This is a genomic window from Pseudoalteromonas sp. KAN5, from assembly GCF_022846535.1.
In the GTDB taxonomy this organism is placed as follows: Bacteria; Pseudomonadota; Gammaproteobacteria; order Enterobacterales; family Alteromonadaceae; genus Pseudoalteromonas; species Pseudoalteromonas haloplanktis.
The window spans coordinates 1,300,175-1,318,360 of sequence record NZ_AP025589.1; the positions used below are offsets into that span (position 1 = coordinate 1,300,175).

At 43.2% G+C, this 18,186-nt stretch carries 25 protein-coding genes; 2 read left to right on the forward strand and 23 right to left on the reverse strand.

All coding sequences use genetic code 11. The annotated features are described in order from the left end of the window. Positions 1–452: 452 nt before the first annotated feature. The 22 genes from KAN5_RS05650 to KAN5_RS05755 form a co-directional block, all read right to left on the reverse strand. Positions 453–1,595 carry a phage minor head protein gene (locus KAN5_RS05650; protein ID WP_244390680.1) on the reverse strand — a complete coding sequence of 381 codons (1,143 nt, stop codon included), beginning with the start codon at positions 1,593–1,595 and terminating at the stop codon, positions 453–455. A gap of 1 nt (position 1,596) precedes the next feature. Further along, the gene (locus tag KAN5_RS05655) at positions 1,597–2,139 is read right to left on the reverse strand and encodes a hypothetical protein (protein ID WP_244390681.1); all 543 of its coding nucleotides are present in this window, start codon (positions 2,137–2,139) and stop codon (positions 1,597–1,599) included. Between the two features lie 2 nt (positions 2,140–2,141). Further along, positions 2,142–2,585, reverse strand: a complete 444-nt coding sequence (locus KAN5_RS05660; RefSeq protein ID WP_244390682.1) for a hypothetical protein — start codon at positions 2,583–2,585, stop codon at positions 2,142–2,144. Between the two features lie 10 nt (positions 2,586–2,595). After that, positions 2,596–3,210 (reverse strand): DUF3164 family protein, encoded by a 615-nt coding sequence (locus KAN5_RS05665; RefSeq protein ID WP_244390683.1) that lies wholly within the window; start codon positions 3,208–3,210, stop codon positions 2,596–2,598. Further along, positions 3,203–4,741 carry a DUF935 family protein gene (locus tag KAN5_RS05670; protein ID WP_244390684.1) on the reverse strand — a complete coding sequence of 513 codons (1,539 nt, stop codon included), beginning with the start codon at positions 4,739–4,741 and terminating at the stop codon, positions 3,203–3,205. Before KAN5_RS05670 ends, KAN5_RS05665 begins: the two co-directional genes overlap by 8 nt. After that, positions 4,734–6,473: a hypothetical protein gene (locus tag KAN5_RS05675; RefSeq protein WP_244390685.1), complete on the reverse strand. Its 1,740-nt coding sequence runs from the start codon at positions 6,471–6,473 to the stop codon at positions 4,734–4,736. Before KAN5_RS05675 ends, KAN5_RS05670 begins: the two co-directional genes overlap by 8 nt. Then, on the reverse strand, positions 6,473–6,979 hold the full coding sequence (locus KAN5_RS05680) for a DUF1804 family protein (RefSeq protein ID WP_244390686.1): 507 nt from the start codon (positions 6,977–6,979) through the stop codon (positions 6,473–6,475). Before KAN5_RS05680 ends, KAN5_RS05675 begins: the two co-directional genes overlap by 1 nt. Then, positions 6,979–7,227, reverse strand: coding sequence for a hypothetical protein (locus tag KAN5_RS05685; RefSeq protein ID WP_016707171.1), 249 nt, complete (start codon positions 7,225–7,227; stop codon positions 6,979–6,981). The genes KAN5_RS05680 and KAN5_RS05685 overlap by 1 nt, the downstream gene beginning before the upstream one ends. A gap of 9 nt (positions 7,228–7,236) precedes the next feature. Beyond that, positions 7,237–7,680, reverse strand: a complete 444-nt coding sequence (locus tag KAN5_RS05690; RefSeq protein ID WP_244390687.1) for a hypothetical protein — start codon at positions 7,678–7,680, stop codon at positions 7,237–7,239. Continuing rightward, a complete protein-coding gene (locus KAN5_RS05695) occupies positions 7,670–7,921 on the reverse strand; it encodes a hypothetical protein (RefSeq protein ID WP_244390688.1) in 252 nt (83 codons plus the stop codon). Before KAN5_RS05695 ends, KAN5_RS05690 begins: the two co-directional genes overlap by 11 nt. Before the next feature lie 426 nt (positions 7,922–8,347). After that, the gene (locus KAN5_RS05700) at positions 8,348–9,187 is read right to left on the reverse strand and encodes a hypothetical protein (RefSeq protein ID WP_244390689.1); all 840 of its coding nucleotides are present in this window, start codon (positions 9,185–9,187) and stop codon (positions 8,348–8,350) included. 59 nt (positions 9,188–9,246) lie between these two features. Beyond that, positions 9,247–9,435, reverse strand: coding sequence for a hypothetical protein (locus tag KAN5_RS05705; RefSeq protein ID WP_244390690.1), 189 nt, complete (start codon positions 9,433–9,435; stop codon positions 9,247–9,249). Then, on the reverse strand, positions 9,422–9,673 hold the full coding sequence (locus tag KAN5_RS05710; RefSeq protein ID WP_244390691.1) for a hypothetical protein: 252 nt from the start codon (positions 9,671–9,673) through the stop codon (positions 9,422–9,424). Before KAN5_RS05710 ends, KAN5_RS05705 begins: the two co-directional genes overlap by 14 nt. 8 nt (positions 9,674–9,681) lie before the next feature. After that, positions 9,682–10,089, reverse strand: a complete 408-nt coding sequence (locus KAN5_RS05715; RefSeq protein ID WP_244390692.1) for a Mor transcription activator family protein — start codon at positions 10,087–10,089, stop codon at positions 9,682–9,684. Further along, positions 10,086–10,283, reverse strand: coding sequence for a hypothetical protein (locus tag KAN5_RS05720; RefSeq protein ID WP_244390693.1), 198 nt, complete (start codon positions 10,281–10,283; stop codon positions 10,086–10,088). The genes KAN5_RS05715 and KAN5_RS05720 overlap by 4 nt, the downstream gene beginning before the upstream one ends. Then, positions 10,284–10,682 carry a phage protein GemA/Gp16 family protein gene (locus KAN5_RS05725; RefSeq protein ID WP_244390694.1) on the reverse strand — a complete coding sequence of 133 codons (399 nt, stop codon included), beginning with the start codon at positions 10,680–10,682 and terminating at the stop codon, positions 10,284–10,286. Beyond that, on the reverse strand, positions 10,679–11,038 hold the full coding sequence (locus tag KAN5_RS05730; protein ID WP_016707163.1) for a hypothetical protein: 360 nt from the start codon (positions 11,036–11,038) through the stop codon (positions 10,679–10,681). The genes KAN5_RS05725 and KAN5_RS05730 overlap by 4 nt, the downstream gene beginning before the upstream one ends. A gap of 36 nt (positions 11,039–11,074) precedes the next feature. Next, positions 11,075–12,310: an AAA family ATPase gene (locus tag KAN5_RS05735; RefSeq protein ID WP_244390695.1), complete on the reverse strand. Its 1,236-nt coding sequence runs from the start codon at positions 12,308–12,310 to the stop codon at positions 11,075–11,077. Further along, positions 12,300–13,964 carry a Mu transposase C-terminal domain-containing protein gene (locus KAN5_RS05740; RefSeq protein WP_016707161.1) on the reverse strand — a complete coding sequence of 555 codons (1,665 nt, stop codon included), beginning with the start codon at positions 13,962–13,964 and terminating at the stop codon, positions 12,300–12,302. The genes KAN5_RS05735 and KAN5_RS05740 overlap by 11 nt, the downstream gene beginning before the upstream one ends. A gap of 9 nt (positions 13,965–13,973) precedes the next feature. After that, on the reverse strand, positions 13,974–14,882 hold the full coding sequence (locus tag KAN5_RS05745; RefSeq protein WP_244390696.1) for a hypothetical protein: 909 nt from the start codon (positions 14,880–14,882) through the stop codon (positions 13,974–13,976). Between the two features lie 118 nt (positions 14,883–15,000). Beyond that, entirely contained in the window at positions 15,001–15,450 is a 450-nt protein-coding gene (locus tag KAN5_RS05750) for a hypothetical protein (protein ID WP_016707159.1), read from the reverse strand. Positions 15,451–15,502: 52 nt separating this feature from the next. Further along, positions 15,503–15,769 carry a helix-turn-helix domain-containing protein gene (locus KAN5_RS05755; protein WP_016707158.1) on the reverse strand — a complete coding sequence of 89 codons (267 nt, stop codon included), beginning with the start codon at positions 15,767–15,769 and terminating at the stop codon, positions 15,503–15,505. A 202-nt stretch (positions 15,770–15,971) separates the two neighbouring features. Between KAN5_RS05755 and KAN5_RS05760 the strand changes: the two genes are divergently transcribed. Together KAN5_RS05760 and KAN5_RS05765 are read left to right on the forward strand one after the other, a co-directional pair. Then, the gene (locus KAN5_RS05760; protein WP_244390697.1) at positions 15,972–16,652 is read left to right on the forward strand and encodes a S24 family peptidase; all 681 of its coding nucleotides are present in this window, start codon (positions 15,972–15,974) and stop codon (positions 16,650–16,652) included. Between the two features lie 22 nt (positions 16,653–16,674). After that, positions 16,675–17,163 carry a hypothetical protein gene (locus KAN5_RS05765; protein ID WP_244390698.1) on the forward strand — a complete coding sequence of 163 codons (489 nt, stop codon included), beginning with the start codon at positions 16,675–16,677 and terminating at the stop codon, positions 17,161–17,163. An 11-nt stretch (positions 17,164–17,174) separates the two neighbouring features. Here the strand turns inward: KAN5_RS05765 and KAN5_RS05770 are convergent, their stop codons facing one another. Continuing rightward, positions 17,175–18,005, reverse strand: coding sequence for a hypothetical protein (locus tag KAN5_RS05770; protein ID WP_244390699.1), 831 nt, complete (start codon positions 18,003–18,005; stop codon positions 17,175–17,177). Positions 18,006–18,186: the final 181 nt, after the last annotated feature.

The following is an 18,186-nucleotide window of genomic DNA, read 5'->3' on the forward strand; positions in this document are numbered from 1 at the left end:
AAAGATACTCGAATAAAATCATATAATTCGCATAAACCCTCACTAAGTCCGATACCGTCTAGTATTGGACTTAGTGAGGGTGAATAATGAAAAGAAGTACGCTTTGCAGCGTAGTATAGATAACATCCCATAAATTAGATTATGTTAAATTAAATAATTTACTTAGTATTTGTAAGGGGTTGTTCATTTCTAGAATAATGATGATATGAGGATTTTCGCCCTCGTCTTTTGGAAAAGCCCATTATTACTGGGATTGGCTAACCCTGAGCGCAAAATTAGCTAAATTCGGATTACGCTTGTTTTTAGACGAAACCTGTTCAAACTGACTCATTCCACGATCATTCCTGCTCATTGTACGTTTAGAATTAGATCATTCTTGATCGTTTAACTTTCCTTTAAATACACTTTAAACGCCTTTTAAACGCTGTTTAAATATTTTGAGCTGCCGATGTTTAAACTTTTTCGGCAGCTATAATTGTATTGAACGTTGGCCCTAGCTCAACTGTGATCATAAAACCTTGGTACGATATTTTTACTTGGTTGCCTATATAAGCAAACGTATTTGGATTTTGAACAGCGTTCATTAGTTCGTGTACTTGCTCAATTGCCAGTTTACCAGTTAAGAACTTTTCAATTTGAGCGCTGCTGACTGTAACAGCGCTACTATATATAGGTGCGTTTTTACGTGATAGCTCGTTTAGTAAATTTACAGGCAAGTGCCCTAACGTAAATTGCTGGCTATCTGGTACCGACTTTTTAAGCGCTAACTTTGCTGCTTGTAAGTTTACTTGCTTTATATAGTACTGCTGAGATTTTAAAACTGCTTCGTTAAATTGCGGTACTGCTAATTTTTGAATGTCAGTTGATAAAGTCATAACTGATTTACCTGCTGCAATGTCTGCACCTAGCCATGCTTTACCTGGATTATAATCCCAGCCTAGATCAATGCCTGCTAACTTATTAAGTTCTTCGCCTGTTGATGGGTCTACAACTTTGAATGACTCCATAAACTTATTAACTTTTTCTGGCTTGGTTACTGATAACCCCATGCGTGCAATATCACGCGCATTAAGTGATACCACCTTACATCTGCAGTTATAACCATTTGGCGGATAATGCGTATCCCAAAACGGATGATCCACAGGCAATAAAATGTAATTCCACTTACCGTGTTCAGGTCTTACGCGGCTATCACCAGCTGTTAAGTATAATAAATATGGCCTGCGCTGTTTCAAACGCTCTTGTTGTTGCCAACGGCCAGCTGCACGCGCAGTGTTTTTATTGTTTTGATAAATAACTTTAGTACGCCAGCCCCGTTTGCCATTGTATGACCAACCGTGATCATCAACTACTTTGTCAAAGCGTTTTCTAAAGTCCGATATGGTTTCGCCATCGCTAATCGCCTTATCCACTGCTTTATATAGTTCGTTAATGATCTCGATTTGTGTTGCACCGGCAACGGTAAATGCTTTGGCGTGAACTAAGCCCTGTAAATCTTTATATGACTCACTTGTGAGCTTAATTTTGTCTTTGAAATGAGAAGTGGCTTCCTTGAACTTAACAAGGTCGCCATATTGTGGAGCTGGTAAGGCCATATTATTGCTCTTTTAACGACTGTTGAATGTCTTGAATTTCGTTTCTGCGTGAATTATCACGGCTATTACCAAAGAAAAAATTCAATATTGACGCTACAACGGTGCCTAAAATAAAGCCCAAAATGGTGTCTGCAAAGCGTGTTGCGGTATCTGGAATGGTTAAAAACGTTATACAGCCTATGTATATAACGGTTGCAACCGACCAAAACCACGCATAGTAATAAATGAAGCGTTTAGAAAACTTATCATCTTGATTAAGTGCTTGGATCTGCATATTGCGGGCGCTTTGAGTATTTTTAAACGCTAAATCATCAAGCTCTTTTTCACGGTTTAAAATTGTTTGCCGTAACTCTTGTTGCAATGCGCTAGATTGCTGAACTAGGTTAAATGCTTGCTCAGGCGTGCCGCCATTGGTGATGGTTTGCGCAATATCTACCACTTTAGACGCGACCTTTGATCCATTGTCGCCCCCTATCCAACCGCCTATTTTCTTATCCAGGCCTGTGAGCTTTGCAAGGCCAAGTGCTATCGTAATTGGATCCATAGTTATACCTTTATATAGTCGTCGTAAGATTTTCCGCCAATTTTAATAAGCTCTAAACCTTCGATCTTTTTATACTGACGAACGAGGCTTTTAGCGGTTGTAAAATCGCATGTGTGGTATTCGGTTACTTCGTAAAGCTCTGGGAATTCTTTTTTTGCACGGCGCTTACCCCATACTTTTTCTGCATCCTTGATTGATTTAGCCGTGTATCTGGCGCGGGTTCGTTTACGCCAAACATCAGGAATACATGAAGGGCGTTCGTTGTCTTTAGAGTACCAGCCACCCTTAATTACATCGTCTACATACACAACTAAGCTTGTTTTAGACTCAGATACGCGCCCGCGTATCACTGTTATTTCAAACTCACCGTATTTGAAAATAACCGAGCCAAAAAAGCCTGCTAAGTGCTTTTCTACCTCTATCCACTGCTCTTTTGTGATGGCCATAAGCGCCCCGCTACAATTTTGCTATATCGAGTGAAATTGCTTGCTCAATGCCTTTATCATCTTGCTTGTAAAAGCGGATAAAACGGCAAGAATCAACCACGCCAACGGATTCTGCAATAATGTTCATGGCTTTGGTCCACTTGCCCGAATCGTCTGATATTTCTAGTTTACGCAGGGCTAAAATGCGTTGCGGGTTAAGTGATCCTTGCTTATCGGTATTGAACGTTTTGCTAACAATGGCTTTAATGTTTTGGTTGCCGCCTTCGGTCCATTCGTCCAGGCATTGATCTATTAATTGCTTAGCAAGGGTAAGCTCTGGGCCAAGTTCAATGCGTTCTTGCGTTTGTAGCGTTACTTTTAATTGGCTGTCAAAGGTGCGTAGTGTCACATTGCCTTTTTTGCCGCCTAAGTTAACGCCATGTTCTTGCGCTAATAGCTCTATAAAGTCGTCGGCTTCAGCCATTAAACTTTGTTTAAACTCTGCCAGTGTTTCTTGCATTTCAACGGCTTTATCAATGGCTTTTCTTACAAACTCGTCTTTGATCAAGTCAGTTTGTTTGATGTTGGCAATGGCTACTAAATTGCCTTTACCGTCTTTTAAATACCCGTCAGGAACATTATTCATCGTCTATCTCCACAGTTTTTGAATTAGCCTCGTTCATGCCTGCCATAAATTCATACTCCATTGCTGTTTGGGCAACGTCTGCCAGTGCAGAGTCTGAAATATCAGGAAATTGTGAGGTTATTTTTTGCTTAAGTTCGTCCAGGCTTTTAGAGGCCTGAGCAAATTGATAAATCTGTTTAATGGTGTCGTCACTTGCGTGATCAAACTCATCAAATTCGTTGGTAAGTTCTACGGCATCCGTTTGTTTTTTGGCAAACTCAGTTTTAGCCGCAGTGGCTATGCCGTGGCCTTCGTCGGGTATATCTAGGATAGTTTCGCCGTCTTTTGGCTTTGGTACACCAAGTTCTTGATAGGCCCAGTCTTCACCAACAGGCACAATACGGGCTGTTTCACGCACGCGGGTTACGGTGTCGGTATTGATCTCGCGTTTGTCTTTAAAGATGAATTTAGGTGGTTCGCCGCCGTCAAAATTTACTGTGTGCAATGCGTTTAAAAGCTGGTTACGGTAAGAGGCTACAAGCGCCCTGTCTGATCGTTGATTATCGCCCGCGCGTTTTGCATGGGTTTCGCTGGCTGCGCGTGCGCCACCATTTTTTTGCTCGGTTGCAAGAGTTTGGCTAGTGAGTGCTTTGCTTATTTCGGCATTACAAAAGTTAACTAGGCGCTCTGGTACTGGCTCGCCAGATAGTTTGCTTTCGATGATCTCAATTGTCGTGTCATCGGGTATGGCGGCAATGCCATCTTGCACAAGTCGTACTAAGCCATCTAACAAATTTTCGATATCTTTGTCTTTACTGCCAATTGGATATTTACCCACAGGGAATGGAATACCAAAGCGCTCGCACAGCTGCACAAAAAACTTAAAACCACCGTGTTTAAAGGTCCACGGCCAAAAACAGCTACTTAATAATGCGATGCCATACGGGTTTTCGGCGCTTGGCATGTGGCGAACGCACGACCAACGGCGTTGATCGACTAACTCGCCTTGTGGGTTTTCGCTGGTCTTAACAAGCAGCTCGTGATCACTATTAAATGCAAAGCGACTGTTGCGCCAGGTCTCTACGTATTCAGGTTGCCAATGACCATCGTGTTTAATGTACTTGCCCAAGTGAGTAACGCTAAAGCCATTTAAAATGGCGCTGTAATTGTGCCAATCCATATCGGCCCATTCTGTATGTGGGCATGGTTTACGGGCAAAAAACGCTTTAGCTAACTCATAACTTTTTAAACTGGCTGCGTCGTCACCGCCTGGTACAAGCTCGGTATTAAAGCTAAATAAGCCGCTACGTAGTGAGCGTAATTCACCAATAACGTGGGCGTCGCGGGCTATTTCTTCGTAAATGGCGGTGTTTTTACCTGCACGGCGCAGTATTGGATCAGGGTTTGGTAGCTCAGTAATAAGCGACGTAAGATTTGGATCTATGCGGTTTTGGTCAAACATACGGTTTAGCGCGGTGTATGCTGTAGATTTAATGCGTGGCTTGCTATACACGGTGTATGCTGTAGATTTAATGCGTGGCTTGCTATACATGATATCCCCTGATTTGTTTAGTGACTTTGCGGCTATTAACACGCGGCATGCCGCCTGCACCTGTGCTTGCTACCATCCACAAAATAGCCAGGGCACAGCTTAAATCGTAGTGATGGGCGGTTTGTTTTTCTGGCCAGTTTTCAAGCTCGTCGAGTAGTAAGCGGCAATGTGAATGAAAGGCAATTTGCGCTGGTGTATTGGTTACATAGGTTTCAAGTGATCCTATGCGTTCCTCGGCGCTAATAACCGCAGTAACACCACGTAAAGGCAGTGCAATGCCTTGCTCTAGGCCTGTAGTAATAAACTGGCTGCGCATAAAATCAAAGGCGTTGTTGTTCTCAAAGCCCCACACACGGCAGTTATATTCTTTTTGTGCGCGTATTAAGTCGTTAAGTAAACGGCTCGTACCACGGACTTTGCGGCTTTCGTATTCAACGTGTAGCTTTTGTAAATCATTAGAGTAAAAGCCCACGAGTATAGCGCTGGGGTCGGCTTTTTCAGTTTTGCCCATACTTGGATCACATGCGCCGTAGGGTATCCACTCGTTTAGGCGATCAACCCAAAAATCGAACTGATAAAAAATGGCTTCTTCGTCGCTTTTGGCTATGCCTTGCATTTCGCGGTTAAACTCGCGCTTATTAGCCGCCCACATACACATTAAATCGTAAAGCGAACGCACACTTGGCCAACTGGTAGTAGCGCCTTTAAGCATTTGCTTTTTACGCTTGAGCCAAAACTTAAACGACGGTTTTTGCTCGGTTGAAACAGCCTCACCCTTAGCGGCGGCGCGTTTTTCAAAGCGTTTGTCGTCATGCACCATTAGATCGCGGCATTCTTCCCATAAGTCCATGCGTTCTGGCATTTGTTTAATGGCTTTAAAACGGTGAACAATATGCCCTGGTGCTTCTTCGGCGCGGCTTATTGGGTCGTCGTTATTTAAAACGGTATTTACACCTAAGAATTTTACGGTGCCATCTGGTGGGCCAAGGTATTGCACGGCAGCTTCTAGGAAGCGCCAGCGGTTATCGCGCTCAGTGGGCGATTTTGCCTCGGCATCGGTTATAATGTCATCGGATAGCAGCAACTTAGGGCGGCTTGCACCATGGAACGTACCGCGTACTGATTGCTCAGCACCACGGCTTTCAAAGCGTACGCCTTGGGCTGTTACAAACTCGCCTAACTTCCACACGGGGGACTTTTGGCACACTTCGGGGAAGTCGAGCGCGAGGTTGTTATTGTTAAGCAGTTCGGTTTTAACTACCTCTAGTGTTTTGGTTGGCATTTTGGTTTCAGCGCCAAACAAGATCACAAAATCGATAAATTGTTTTATTTTAGCTAAGCCCAGATCTTGGCAAATATCAGGGTCTTGTAAGAGTGCTAACACCGCTACATAAACAGGCGCAATTTTTACAGCAAGGGTACTTTTACCCTCACCACGCGGGGCTACAAACCAGTTTTTCCAGCCGTTTTTAAGCTTGAGGGCTTCGGGGAACCAGTTCATAAAATAGCTTTGGAACTCAGACGCAGTTTGATCGTCGTCAAGCCACATGTGATGCGGAAAATACGTATACACAAAAAACGCAAAGTCGCCGCCAAGTACGCGTTTACGGCGTTCTTTAATTGCAGCGGGGCTTGGGTCTATGTTGCGTTCTTTGGCTTCAATATCGCGGCGCAGTGAGCCGGTGATCTGCTCTATTTCAGCTAAAAAGTCGCGTGAGTTCATATCGGCCATTAGTCGTCTAACTCCTTGTCGAGCCGTGGACCAAAGGCGGTAAGTATTTCTACAAACTCGGGGGCAAATTCGGGGTATTTGTTTGATACAAACTTAGCGAGTATTTTAAGTACTTCGGTGGCAATGGTGCGCTTTTCAAGGCGTTTATTACCGCCTGATACCTTCATAACTTTGCTCATCATATCGGTGAGCGAGCTAAGTACTTTTATACGTTGTTCAAGGGGCAGCTGTGCGCCGTCTGCTGATCTTAAAAGCTCAAAGGTTTCGTTAACTTGAATGGTAAATTCTTCAATAAAGTCGGTAGTAAACTCCCCTGCTGTGCCTTCACTACGGCGGCTTGCGGCACGGGCTAAGTCCCAATCGTCGCCGTTGTCTTTGGCTTCCATTTTCCAGCGTCGTGCAGTGCCATCGGCCACGCTGTGTTTAATGGCGGCAACACTTAACGCGAGCAGCTCGCTTACATAGCTGTGGCGTACGGCATTTTTCTTTTCTGCAGGGTGCGCCATTATAAGCCACCGTTTTTAAGTAGCTCAGTAATTAGTGCAACCGTTAGACCAGCTGCACCACCGATTCCAGCCATTTTTACCCGATTATTAGTTACATGGGTTTCAACCTTGGTAACGCGGTCTTCAAGTTTGTCTACTCGCTTGTTGATATCGGTTTTTAGAGAACTAATTTGATTCAAAATAGCGGTTTGACTCGCTTGTATTTGACCGATTGACTGGAATAGTTGATTTTCTTGCTCTGGGGTCATGGGTCGTCCTTACGGGTTAAATACTTTAATGCCCGTCCATGTAGGCGTGCGTACATCAAAATGAAACCAACTCACTTGCCCTTCAATGGCGGTGATGTAGGGGAATTCTTGCGGGTGGGCTAATACGTAGTCACGTACTTGCTGGGCTGTGTAGTTTTCAAAGCTGCAATCAAACGCTTTGCCTAGCTTGTGTTGGCTGCGTTTTGCGCCTATTTCACAATCAAGTGGGCGATAGCCACGGTATTGATTAGCGCCGCCCCAGTACCAGTTGTTTACTGTGCATGGGCCAAACTTGTCGCGTAGCTTTTGCAGCATGCGCAATGCACGTTCATCAAATAAATTGAGTAAGAATAATGGGGTGTCTTTAAATAGTTCAAACGTGGCTTTTGGTACCAGCTCCTGAAATATAAAGCTCGGTGCTGTTGGTACGGCCACTCGTTGTTTAAGCGCCATGCTGTTGAGTCCTCTTTTTGGTTAAACGTTGTTTTACTAGGACGTAACAGGCAGGTAAGCGAGTACTGCGCGCCGGCTTTTTGTTCGCTGGGTTTAGCAGCGCTTTAACGCGGGTACGCAATGCGGGCAGGTCTTTTAACGGGCAACGGCGAGATATTGCAATTTGCTCGGCTTTAGAACTGGCCTTAATAATTTGTTGAGCTAAAAACTCAATAAATGGCGCATGCACTGTATTTGTCATGCTGGTAGTAAATCAATTTAGGGGATTGGGTAACACTGTAAAGTTGTTTGCGGCTGGGGTGTAAAGCTGGACTATTAGGTTAGAATGAAAACAAGGTCGAAAGCAATAGATATATTTTTAGAATCTGAAATATATGTTAAAATATATATAAGTGAGCTTAGGGCAACATTTGCGGCCCAGAATCTTTGGAATTCTTTTCAATCTTCAATACAAGGAGGAGCTAATATGATTAAAAGAGTTTTACGGAATGATGTTTTCACACTAGCCTTATGCATCTTAGGATGGTTATCGTTTTTCAGTTCATTTTTTACGGATGATTTAATTATGAGAATGATGTTATTAACGATTTCAAGGGTTCTGCCCTAAGCTCACTTTTATTTAAAGGCTTGCAACTTCAAGACCACAAGCCTATTTTTGCTAAAAATATTAACTCATCGCATCACCACCAACTCGTGCTATACCGACGGATGATAATTCAGGTGTCAATTCCCGACCTAGATAACTAATGTAAGAAGCTGGCTTGCCTATTTCATACGGCTTTTGAATTGTATAAGGTTTAAAGCCGCTAAAATTAGCAATACCTAATTGTATATCTCCCCCTATAGATGAGTATTCAGGACTTTTGTTATTAATTGCATCTTCAATTACATAACGAGGTGCTCTAGATTTTGAGCGACCTGGCTTTCCTTCACCATTCAAAGCTGATTCTATTTTTTCTCTCATTAACTGCGGCTTATCGCCTAAATAAAGAAAGTCAGAAGTGGACTTATTTTCTTTTATTATTAGCTTAACGTTGTACCCATCGGCATCAGTATTCTCAACGAAATAGTGTGCGATTTGTAATTTATTCTCAATATGGCAATATCCAAAAATCGAAGCTTCAAAAAAAGCTTTGTTATTATGCCGAGTTAAGTACGATAAAAATGTCCCACGAAAATAGTTAAGTATATACGTAGCTATTTCAATAAAAGAAGGAATATATTTTTTATGACAAATTAGATTGCTAAGTAATGGCAGAATAGAAATATATGAGTTTTGTCCCATTAACGTACTACCAGCAAAACAAAACCCTAATGAATGTTGGTAGTAAACTTTGTTTAAGTACCCTCTTTCGTCAGGTATAGTGAGTTTTATTGGTAAAGTAAAAACTTTTGAAGCATCCTCAATCAAAGCAGAATTATTATTACTAACTAAACTGTCAGAAACAACCCATAAGGTAGGATTGTAAATATCTTCTTCATTTCTCCAAATAACAATAGCTGTCATAAGTTTACCTATATTGTGTTGAATCAATTAAATTTACCTCAAAAAGATATTAAATCCAATTAATGCCCTAATTTTCTATATGCCTCTCTGTACTCATCCATTAAACCCGTTACATCTAATCCCATAGTTTTACGTTGATTAATGTAACGGGCCAATAGGTTTAAACCGTATTCGTAATGCCACCGCTTTGGCTTTTTGCCGCCGCTAAGTTGCAACGCAGTGAGCAGTACAAAGTTATTGTTTTGCATGTTCGTGCTTGGGGTAAGTTTGGATTCTTACCTCAACACCATCAGTTACACGGATAAACTCAAACCAACAATGAATGCAAATAGTGTGATCGTTATAAACCTCGCCCTCTGGTGGGCGCATGGTTTTTAAGGTGTTATCGCACTCAGGGCATTTGTAATGAATTACTGGTTTGCTGCGTAACGTTGCAGCGTTAAAAAAGGCTAAGCATTCTGCTTTAATGTCTTTTAAAAGCTCCATAAAGCCCCCTACAAACTTAAATTTAATTGTGTTTCGTGCGCCCGTTCGTCTTGGTATGCACTGTAAATACTGCTTACTTGTTGGCGCGTGATCTTAAAACGCTTAACCAGTTGCTGAATGTTGCTGCTTTTAGCGTCCAGGGCTTGGCAAATTTGTTGATTGCGAATTTGCATAAGCACTTTGTGCAGCATGGGTATTTGATAGCTTGACCCTACATTGGCATCTATTAGCTCTTGCACCAGGGCTTTACCAAATACTTTGACTACTTCGTGATCCTCGGTTGGCTTTTCAGGGATATAAAACATTTGCCCTTGTTGCTCGGTGAGTACCGCAATGGTTTGTTCAACGCCTAAGTGTTTAACAATGCGGCGCAGGCCATGGGGCAGTGCCCGTAAATCTATGGTTGATTCGCTCATGATTGCTCCTCAAATAAATAATCTAAGCCGTATTCGCGGTCTAGTTGGCGTTGCTCTTGGTAGGCCTCTACATTGCGGCGAATGCGGCACTTTTCGCGGTCTGCTGCTTTAACTGGGCGATAGCGTTCTTCCTCGGTGTAAGGCGGCTTACGCGGGTTAATGGTAAAGTTTTGGTACTCTTCGTAATTTGCCATTTACGCCCCCTGCTTAGCTTTGTGGCGGATAAGCCATTGCTTAAGTACTTCTATAATATGTGGCCATTGCTGGGCGCTTTGGCTAAGCCTTTTGCCTTGTAGGTGCTTTTCACAAAACGCGTCACACGCCCCTTTTGAATCTATGTTTACCGCGCCTGCGCGGCTTAATTGGCCCCACAGGCTGTAAATCATTTTTAACTGGGCGGGTAACTGCTTTTTGCCGGCATTTGGGTTCATTGCACGGTAACGCGCAAGCAGCTGCTGTTGCTCAAGCTTGGTTAAGTCTGCGCACGTATTGGTGCGGCCATTACAAATGTACGACACATTAAGTTGGTGGATATCTTGCTCGATACCCGCCGCTTTTTGTGCCATTTTGATTTGTTGGATCAAGTTGCTCATGCGCTTTCCTCCATTGGGGTTAGCTCAAATGCCACAGCAGGCTTTAACGTGATCACTTTAATCCCCCAGTCGACCATGCCTTGGGTAAAAATACGCGCTAGGCTTGGGTGTAAGTGATTAAAGCGAATAGCCAATTGCTCAGCCGATTTAACGCCTAAAACATGCTGAATAGTGAATAGCTTTTCGGCTATCAGCATTGAGAACGCGGCTTTTATATTGCCGTTGCAGCTGTCGATAAACTCGCCCGAGCCTTGTTTATCAGCAAGTACTGCCAGCATGTGTTGCGTGCTGATCGTATCGTTTACTGCTAAACGCGCGGTAAAACGTGGAGTGTTTAAATTAATTGAAAATGCCATGATTAAATCCTTATTTAAAATGTGTTTAAACAGCGTTTAAACCGCTGGTTTATTAAGTACTGATGAAAAGATGCCATTGACTAACAGCCTGTCTACGGCGGTGTCTGGGTTTTTGTTGGTGTGGTTAAGCAAGTGCGGGAGCAAGTTTTCAACCAGCTCACGGGCGTTACCTTCAACGCGTTTGTGCAGCCATTGCCACCACTTTGCATCGTTTTGGGCGAGTTTTACGGTGCCCTCGGTTAGCTCTAAAAACAGGGTGCGAATATCTTCAACGGTGATTTGGCCGATAGGTTTTGGCCAAAAACACACGCGGCTTGCTATCAGTTCGTAGCGCTCTTGGGTTTGCAGTTTGTCTACCAGTTGAATGTTGCCAACCAGCGTTACGCCTACTATTGCTTGATCGCTTATGGTGCGCAGTGGGTCAAGCGAGTTTGGTTTGCACTTGTCGGCTTCGTCTAAAATAATTAGGCGGTCTGTATCACGCAATGCGCTAATAATCTTTTGCATGTTTTTATACGCGCTTGGGCAGCGCGATAAGCCCAGGGCTAAGGTGAGTTGCTCAAGTACTTGGGTGCTGCTGGTTTGCTCACTGCCGGCAATTAAAATAGCCTCTTTGTTGTGGAGGCAATATTCTACAATGCCTTTGGTTTTACCTAGGCCCGCTTGCCCTGCAAACACACTAAAACGTTTACGTGCTCGCGCTTGGTCACATGCCATGGCAATGAGTTTTGACGTACTGGTAGGAATAAAGCGCACATCACCGTACACAATTTCAATTTTTTTGCGTTCATTAGATGGTTTGCCTTGGTCAACCTCTGCTGGGCGAATAAGCGCCCAAATGTCGTGCAAGTGCGCCGTTGGCTTTGCGTTATATTTACCGTTAATCAGTTGGCTAATAGACGCAGGGCTTTTACCCATGCTCACAGCAATGCTGGCGCTGGTAATGTTTTGCTCGCGTATTTCGGGTGATTGCAAACGCAGGCATATACGGGCTGCGAGTTCGCGATCAGATTTGTTATATGACTTATTAAAGCCGTTGCGTTTTTCAATTTCAGTAATCGCGGCGTTACCAAACAACTTTTGCCACATCGCCACAATGACTTTTTCAGGGTTAATGGTGCATTTGTTTGCCAGTACTTCTTTAACTGATTGCAGGGCAAAGCCACAATTAAGCTCTTCGGCTGTCATGCCTGTGGTGCTTAGCTCTTGGTTTATTAGCTCAACACGTAGCGTTTGCTCTGGCGTGTATGGGTGTGGTTGGCTATAGCTCATAAGTATGTTCCTTGTGTAAATTAGGTTGATCAAGTAATTCGTTTAGGTCGATTTCGTGCTGTGGCTGCGTTGGCGTTACATCAAAATCAAATATGTTTACCGGTGCTTGTTGTGCTGCAATGGCTTTAATTGGCGCGCCAAACTTAGCCACTGACTCAACGTCAATAATGCGGTCTTGCGTTTCTTGGGCTTCGATTTCGCGGCGTTTGGTGTCTATGCGTTTTAAGCGACCTGTGCGGCGTTTGCTTTCGGCTTGCTCAATGCGCGACGTAGGCACGGCATGCGATTTAGTTTTTAAATTAGCGAACATTAAAAACTCACCGTTGAGCTTATAAAGCTTGGTGTAGCTGTCGTCGTGTAGGTCGTAGGCGGCAACAAGCTCTTGGCCGTTAAACTGGTGTAAAAAGTCGGCACTGTAATCACGTTGGTGCAAGCGGAAGCGGCCACGACGAATGTTGACGGTTTCGCGCGGTAACATTACAAAGTCACCCTCAACCGGTGGTACGCGCTCTATGTTTTCGTCCCATACTTGCTGGCGGGTTTTGCCCTTGATCTCAGGGTGTTCGCTGTTGTGGTAGTCGTTTAAAAATGCTTTAAACTCGGCTATCCATTCGTCTACCGTAGGCAGTTTGCGTTTGCCTTGCTTGGCCTCTTTAAGTACCAGCTGCTTATGGCGATCGTCGTGGTCGCGGCCGCAATACGTGCTAAAGCGTTTACCAACGCGGTCTTCCATGTGTAAAAAGAACCGCTCAATCCACTTAACCCGGGCGTTGCCTGGTATGGCAAATATTACGTCTATTTCAAACTGCGCATAAAAACCGGTGGTGTCGTCGTTCATGAGTTTGTTTTTGTAGCCTGAGCCGTTATCGAGATAGAACATGGCAGGCACGTTGTTATGCACTTTAATAGCGCGGCTTATTGCTGCTAGCGTGTCTAACGTGCTTTCGGCGTAGCCGAGTTCCCAGCCAACAATGCAGCGGCTTGCTACGTCTTGAAACGCGGTTAACTCGGCGCGGTAAGGTTTGCCCGTTTTAGGGTGAGCTAGGTATACGTCGAGCGTGTGGCCATCGCCGTTATACATAACGCCAGGCTTAATATTGTCGGTTGAGCGCAGTAGGTGATCTTTATGTTTTTCACGGTACAGTTTTGCGCCCATGCGGTACGGGCTTTGTGGGCCTAACTCATGCGGCAGTGCATTTATAAAACGGCGCACTTGGTGATGCTCTGCCTTGTAGCCCTCTTTGTTTAACTGATCTGCCACTTGTGCAAAGCTTGGGCTGTTTGGGCTGTGGTAAAGCTCAAGGCAACGGGCAAGCCAGCTGTATTGTGTTTGGGCTTTGCCTTTATGGTTAGGCAATAGGCTGTTAATGCCGTTGTCTTTATACGCATTGCACCAGTTATAAATGGTTGCACGCCCTGGTAACTTACCTAGTGCATCAATCGCGCTTGCTAATGTGCTAAGCGCCGTGTTGGCACGGTAGTTTTTTACTAGTGCCTCAAATGCTTTAGGTATGCCGCATTCTTGGGTAAGTAAATGGCGAACTAGCACTGCCCTACTTTGGGCTTTTTTACGGGCTGTTTCGCTGGCATTTTGCCAACTCAGCTCGTTACCTGTGCTTGGTAACTTATTGTATTTTTGAACTGCAGGATGCATTGCTCTCTCCTACTCGCGGGTTTTAATGCGGTCGTTAAACATGGCGAGCATGTATTCACGGTTTGCTTGGGCGTCTTGCCATTCGTCTTCGGCAAATTGCGGTATGCACTCAGCGCCGGCTAAATGCTCTGGGCCAAACTCACCGCTTAAGCGGTTTAACATGTGGGTTATGCGCTGCTGTATGCCTAGCCATAAATGCCAGGTTGTTTGCGCTGCACCTATGCGGTGGTTTAGGTCAAGGTCACGGGTGTTACATAGCTGCTCTGCCATGGCTATAAACTCTTCGAGCGACTCGTTAACAACGGCACTGTGCGCAAATGCATCACGACGAACCTGTGCAACTAACATAGGTAGCTCGTACATTTGTTTAGGGGCTTTGGTTATGCGCTCGGTTTCAAGGGCGTTTATAAGCGTGGCTGTTTGCTCTTCAAGCTCGGTGTGCTTGTCTTTTAGCTTGCGAATTTCCTTGCGGAACTCACGTACTGATAAATCATTTAGCGTGTCTAGGTCGTCGTCATCAAGCGATTCAACGGTTTCAACTGGCAAACGCGCCATTTCAATCAGCTTGCTTTTGTTCATGTTCAAAAGCGCCGACGTCCGCGCTTTTGCCTCAGGCAGCGCTAAAAACATTTTTGCTACCGCAATGCTGCTTTGAGCGGAGCGTGGTGCAATATTGTGTTCACGTAGCTTGGTTTCAAACTCGCCGTGGCCTAGGTGCATTTTGATCGACATATACAACAGCCCACGCTTAGCGGTCTCTACCAGTGCTTGTTCTTCCATGCGCACAACCAGTTGCCATGCTTGGTCAACAGAATCTGGCATTACAAGTTGTATGTGCCCTGCCATCTTCTCGATTTTTTCACTAAGCTGCTGTTGCTCTTCTGCAGTGAATATTTGATCTGTTAACTCAGTGCTCATAACAGCCTCCAACTGCGTTAATTCGGCTTGTTTTACAAAATGCAGACGGTTTTTGGTCTTTGATTGTCATTGTTTTTAGCCTTATATGGGTTTTATATCGGGTGGTGTAATGGTGCTTTCAGTCTTGGTCGTCGCTGTTCAATAACGACTCTGTTATGTAGCGCTGCATGGCTGTTCGCTCTTCAATCTCCATTTGTAGCTCGGCATGTTGCTGCAGTAGCTGTGAGCGCTGATCGACTGCTTTAAACAAAATTGGTTTGAGTAGTACATTTGCTGGCTCAGTTGAGCGCACGGCATAACACAACGCTGGTAGGTAATGCATTGGCATATAATTGGTTTGACTAGGCGCAAGCCATTTATTTAGTTTTGCTTGGTCAACATCGTTATTTTGAGCGCGTAGTGCATCGTTCATGCGGTCAGCTATTACTGGGCGGCTAAAGCCTGAACGCTTCATGGCTGAACATACACTGTGTATAAACAAGTGATATATATCGCAATCTGGCGCTACATCAGCATCTAGTATGCTTTTAGTGAGTTGTTTTTGCTGTGCCATTGTTAAATTTTCCATGGTAAAAATCTCTTGCAAAATTACATTGATTTAATACGCGTGATTGCCGATGCTATTGCTCACTGGCTAGTAACTCGCGTAACGCTTGTACTTTTTTAGCGCGACAATCTTTGTTTTTAATGTAGGCAGGTACATCGGGGAAGATAACGTCTACCGGTTTACCGATAATCTTGGCAATGGCAGCAGCCACTTTGTATGAGGTGGTATGTTGATAAACAACACTACTAACATGCGATAGGTTTAAACCCAGCGCAGTAGCAACAATTGACAGTGAATAGCCTTTTTCTTCAAGGGCTTGTTTAATTTGCTCAGGTTTCATTGTAAAGTACCTTTTGGTTTACATTCTCTTTTCAGTTCTTTGGCGAGATTTAAAGAGAATGTTTTTGTTAATGTGCGGTGAGTATAGTTTCAATATATTGAAACTGTCAACGGTTAATGTTTCAGTATTTTGCATCTACATATTCAATATATTGTACATTATTGAAGTTTCTAGTAATTTTAATGGTTAAAAGTTTCAATAAATGACAACTTTCTTGCGGGATGAGCGTAACAGATTAGATCTAACACAAGCGGATGCTTCAAAAGCTATTGGTGTAGGTAAAACGACTTTCTTACGTTGGGAAGCTGGATATCCAATTCCTTCTGACAAATTAATTGCCTTATCTGATATTGGCTTTGATATTAATTACGTTTTGAAAGGTATTAAAAGTCAGCCTTTATCTGTAGATAAAGATCAAAGCATTGCATTAAAGACTAGCCATTCGGATTTGATCGCCGTGCTACAGTATGATTTATCAGCCAGTGCTGGTGGTGGTGCATTAGTGGTAGCTGAGCACCCTATTGCACGTTTTGAGCTTTCAAAGCGCTGGTTAGAACAACACAACTTACATAATAAGAAGTTAACCGTTGTACCCGTTCGCGGTGATAGCATGGAACATACACTTCATGATGGTGATTTAACGCTTGTTTCGTTAATTGATGATTTATCAGAAGCGCGTGAAGGTGTTTGTGTTCTGCGCTTTGATGATGAGATTTTCGTAAAACGTATTCAGTATGATTTTAAAACTAAGGGTTATAAAGTCACTAGTGACAATAACGCTTACTCTGGCTTTTTTGTCGAGGCTGAAGATATTGAATCTGGGCGCTTTAGCGTGCTTGGGCGTGTTGAGCGCGTGCTGCAACGAGCTCGTAAAATAGATTAGTTCACTTTAAAAGGGATTTTGTATGATTAAACATGGTTTGGTTTTTACGCTTGTAATGAGCGGTATGCTAGTTGGTTGTGGAAAAAATGACAGCACTGAGAAAACAACACAATTCACCCCACCACCTGCTGATTTTATTAGCCCTTATAGGTTTATTAAGTTTAGGTTGGAAGCTGCTAGCGATATTTTAAAAGCAGCCGCTAATGCCAATGGTTCTATTACCACAACTACTGCGCAATACAAAACTCGTTATGACAGTACCGATGGTGTAATTACTTATTCTGAGGTTTACTTGCTAGAGACTGCACCATGTAGCCAAACAGAACCGTTTGATCCTATTGCGGTGTTAAATGCTGTTGCGATCAATCCAAAAAATTTAGTAGAACGAGACAGAATGACCCATTTAGCCACTTACTATGATCATCAAGAAAAATTAAAAATTAGTGTGACATGCGAGCAAGACGGAACGCCCATTGTGGTTAGGTTTAGTAATAAATATTACGGGTCTTGATGAAAAAGCCCCTAGTTAGGGGCTTTTGTCAGTTTAACATCCGTGAAACTTACTTGGCACTGATAATCATAGATTATGTCACGTTGTTCAATCCGCGTTATTTTGCCTTCAAATATAACTGTGTCATTAATATTGAAGTCTACTAAACCGCTTTGATACTTACTTGGTATGTGTGCAGCAACATATAAACGTTCTTTAACTGTTATTGTTTCGTCAAAGCGCTTAAGCTCCCGATCTAAATACTCTGTTTCAATAAAGGCAATTACAGAATCGTAGTTGTAATCTTTCTCTGAGATATCACTGATCTTACCTGACCATTTAATACTCGTACTTTGCAGCTCTTTTAGTAAGTTATCTATTTGTAGGCGAGTCATGCTTTTACATGCTTTCAATATTTTGTTTTTACTATTTAATCCTAGAGTATGTGCTGAAGGAGATTCAGCTTTAACTAAAGCTGGTGCTGCTTTTTTTAGTGGGTAAACATCTTTGTTATCAGCATAGTAATGATTTAAGTAAGTGTATACATCGTCATGTTTTCGCATTGTTTCATTAAAATTACCTAAGCCTATAAAGTTACTACCATCAAAAACAAAATTACCTTTGTTGGTTCTGTAACAGTAGTAACCTTGTGAGCTTTGCGGTGTTATATTATCGCCAACAGTAAAATTACTTGGATAGCATTTGAAATCACTAGAAGGGGAAACACCTAAAGACAACCCTACATCTTGATCTGATGGCTTTTCTGGATAAGTTAGCAGCGCACTAGCCTTATAGGCATCCTCAGTAGACTTACAGCCCCCAAGAACTGCCACAGCTGCGAGTGTTAAAAGTAGTTTTTTCATGTGTTTCCTTTTTGTTTTAATCCTGTTGGTTAAATTAACCACACCGTTTTTATATGTAAAGGTTTTTCCGACAGTGGTTTTTACTGGGGTTTATTATTGTAAATGCTCGGTAGAATTATTATGCTTTCTAGGAAAAGTCACGACTATTACTACATTGTCCACAGGTTATTATTGAAAATGA

Bases quoted from the DNA above. Each gene is read 5' to 3' on its own strand.
- KAN5_RS05650 (WP_244390680.1), bottom strand. From the start codon at position 1,595: ATGGCCTTACCAGCTCCACAATATGGCGACCTTGTTAAGTTCAAGGAA.
- KAN5_RS05655 (WP_244390681.1), bottom strand. From the start codon at position 2,139: ATGGATCCAATTACGATAGCACTTGGCCTTGCAAAGCTCACAGGCCTG.
- KAN5_RS05660 (WP_244390682.1), bottom strand. From the start codon at position 2,585: ATGGCCATCACAAAAGAGCAGTGGATAGAGGTAGAAAAGCACTTAGCA.
- KAN5_RS05665 (WP_244390683.1), bottom strand. From the start codon at position 3,210: ATGAATAATGTTCCTGACGGGTATTTAAAAGACGGTAAAGGCAATTTA.
- KAN5_RS05670 (WP_244390684.1), bottom strand. From the start codon at position 4,741: ATGTATAGCAAGCCACGCATTAAATCTACAGCATACACCGTGTATAGC.
- KAN5_RS05675 (WP_244390685.1), bottom strand. From the start codon at position 6,473: ATGGCCGATATGAACTCACGCGACTTTTTAGCTGAAATAGAGCAGATC.
- KAN5_RS05680 (WP_244390686.1), bottom strand. From the start codon at position 6,979: ATGGCGCACCCTGCAGAAAAGAAAAATGCCGTACGCCACAGCTATGTA.
- KAN5_RS05685 (WP_016707171.1), bottom strand. From the start codon at position 7,227: ATGACCCCAGAGCAAGAAAATCAACTATTCCAGTCAATCGGTCAAATA.
- KAN5_RS05690 (WP_244390687.1), bottom strand. From the start codon at position 7,680: ATGGCGCTTAAACAACGAGTGGCCGTACCAACAGCACCGAGCTTTATA.
- KAN5_RS05695 (WP_244390688.1), bottom strand. From the start codon at position 7,921: ATGACAAATACAGTGCATGCGCCATTTATTGAGTTTTTAGCTCAACAA.
- KAN5_RS05700 (WP_244390689.1), bottom strand. From the start codon at position 9,187: ATGACAGCTATTGTTATTTGGAGAAATGAAGAAGATATTTACAATCCT.
- KAN5_RS05705 (WP_244390690.1), bottom strand. From the start codon at position 9,435: ATGCAAAACAATAACTTTGTACTGCTCACTGCGTTGCAACTTAGCGGC.
- KAN5_RS05710 (WP_244390691.1), bottom strand. From the start codon at position 9,673: ATGGAGCTTTTAAAAGACATTAAAGCAGAATGCTTAGCCTTTTTTAAC.
- KAN5_RS05715 (WP_244390692.1), bottom strand. From the start codon at position 10,089: ATGAGCGAATCAACCATAGATTTACGGGCACTGCCCCATGGCCTGCGC.
- KAN5_RS05720 (WP_244390693.1), bottom strand. From the start codon at position 10,283: ATGGCAAATTACGAAGAGTACCAAAACTTTACCATTAACCCGCGTAAG.
- KAN5_RS05725 (WP_244390694.1), bottom strand. From the start codon at position 10,682: ATGAGCAACTTGATCCAACAAATCAAAATGGCACAAAAAGCGGCGGGT.
- KAN5_RS05730 (WP_016707163.1), bottom strand. From the start codon at position 11,038: ATGGCATTTTCAATTAATTTAAACACTCCACGTTTTACCGCGCGTTTA.
- KAN5_RS05735 (WP_244390695.1), bottom strand. From the start codon at position 12,310: ATGAGCTATAGCCAACCACACCCATACACGCCAGAGCAAACGCTACGT.
- KAN5_RS05740 (WP_016707161.1), bottom strand. From the start codon at position 13,964: ATGCATCCTGCAGTTCAAAAATACAATAAGTTACCAAGCACAGGTAAC.
- KAN5_RS05745 (WP_244390696.1), bottom strand. From the start codon at position 14,882: ATGAGCACTGAGTTAACAGATCAAATATTCACTGCAGAAGAGCAACAG.
- KAN5_RS05750 (WP_016707159.1), bottom strand. From the start codon at position 15,450: ATGGAAAATTTAACAATGGCACAGCAAAAACAACTCACTAAAAGCATA.
- KAN5_RS05755 (WP_016707158.1), bottom strand. From the start codon at position 15,769: ATGAAACCTGAGCAAATTAAACAAGCCCTTGAAGAAAAAGGCTATTCA.
- KAN5_RS05760 (WP_244390697.1), top strand. From the start codon at position 15,972: ATGACAACTTTCTTGCGGGATGAGCGTAACAGATTAGATCTAACACAA.
- KAN5_RS05765 (WP_244390698.1), top strand. From the start codon at position 16,675: ATGATTAAACATGGTTTGGTTTTTACGCTTGTAATGAGCGGTATGCTA.
- KAN5_RS05770 (WP_244390699.1), bottom strand. From the start codon at position 18,005: ATGAAAAAACTACTTTTAACACTCGCAGCTGTGGCAGTTCTTGGGGGC.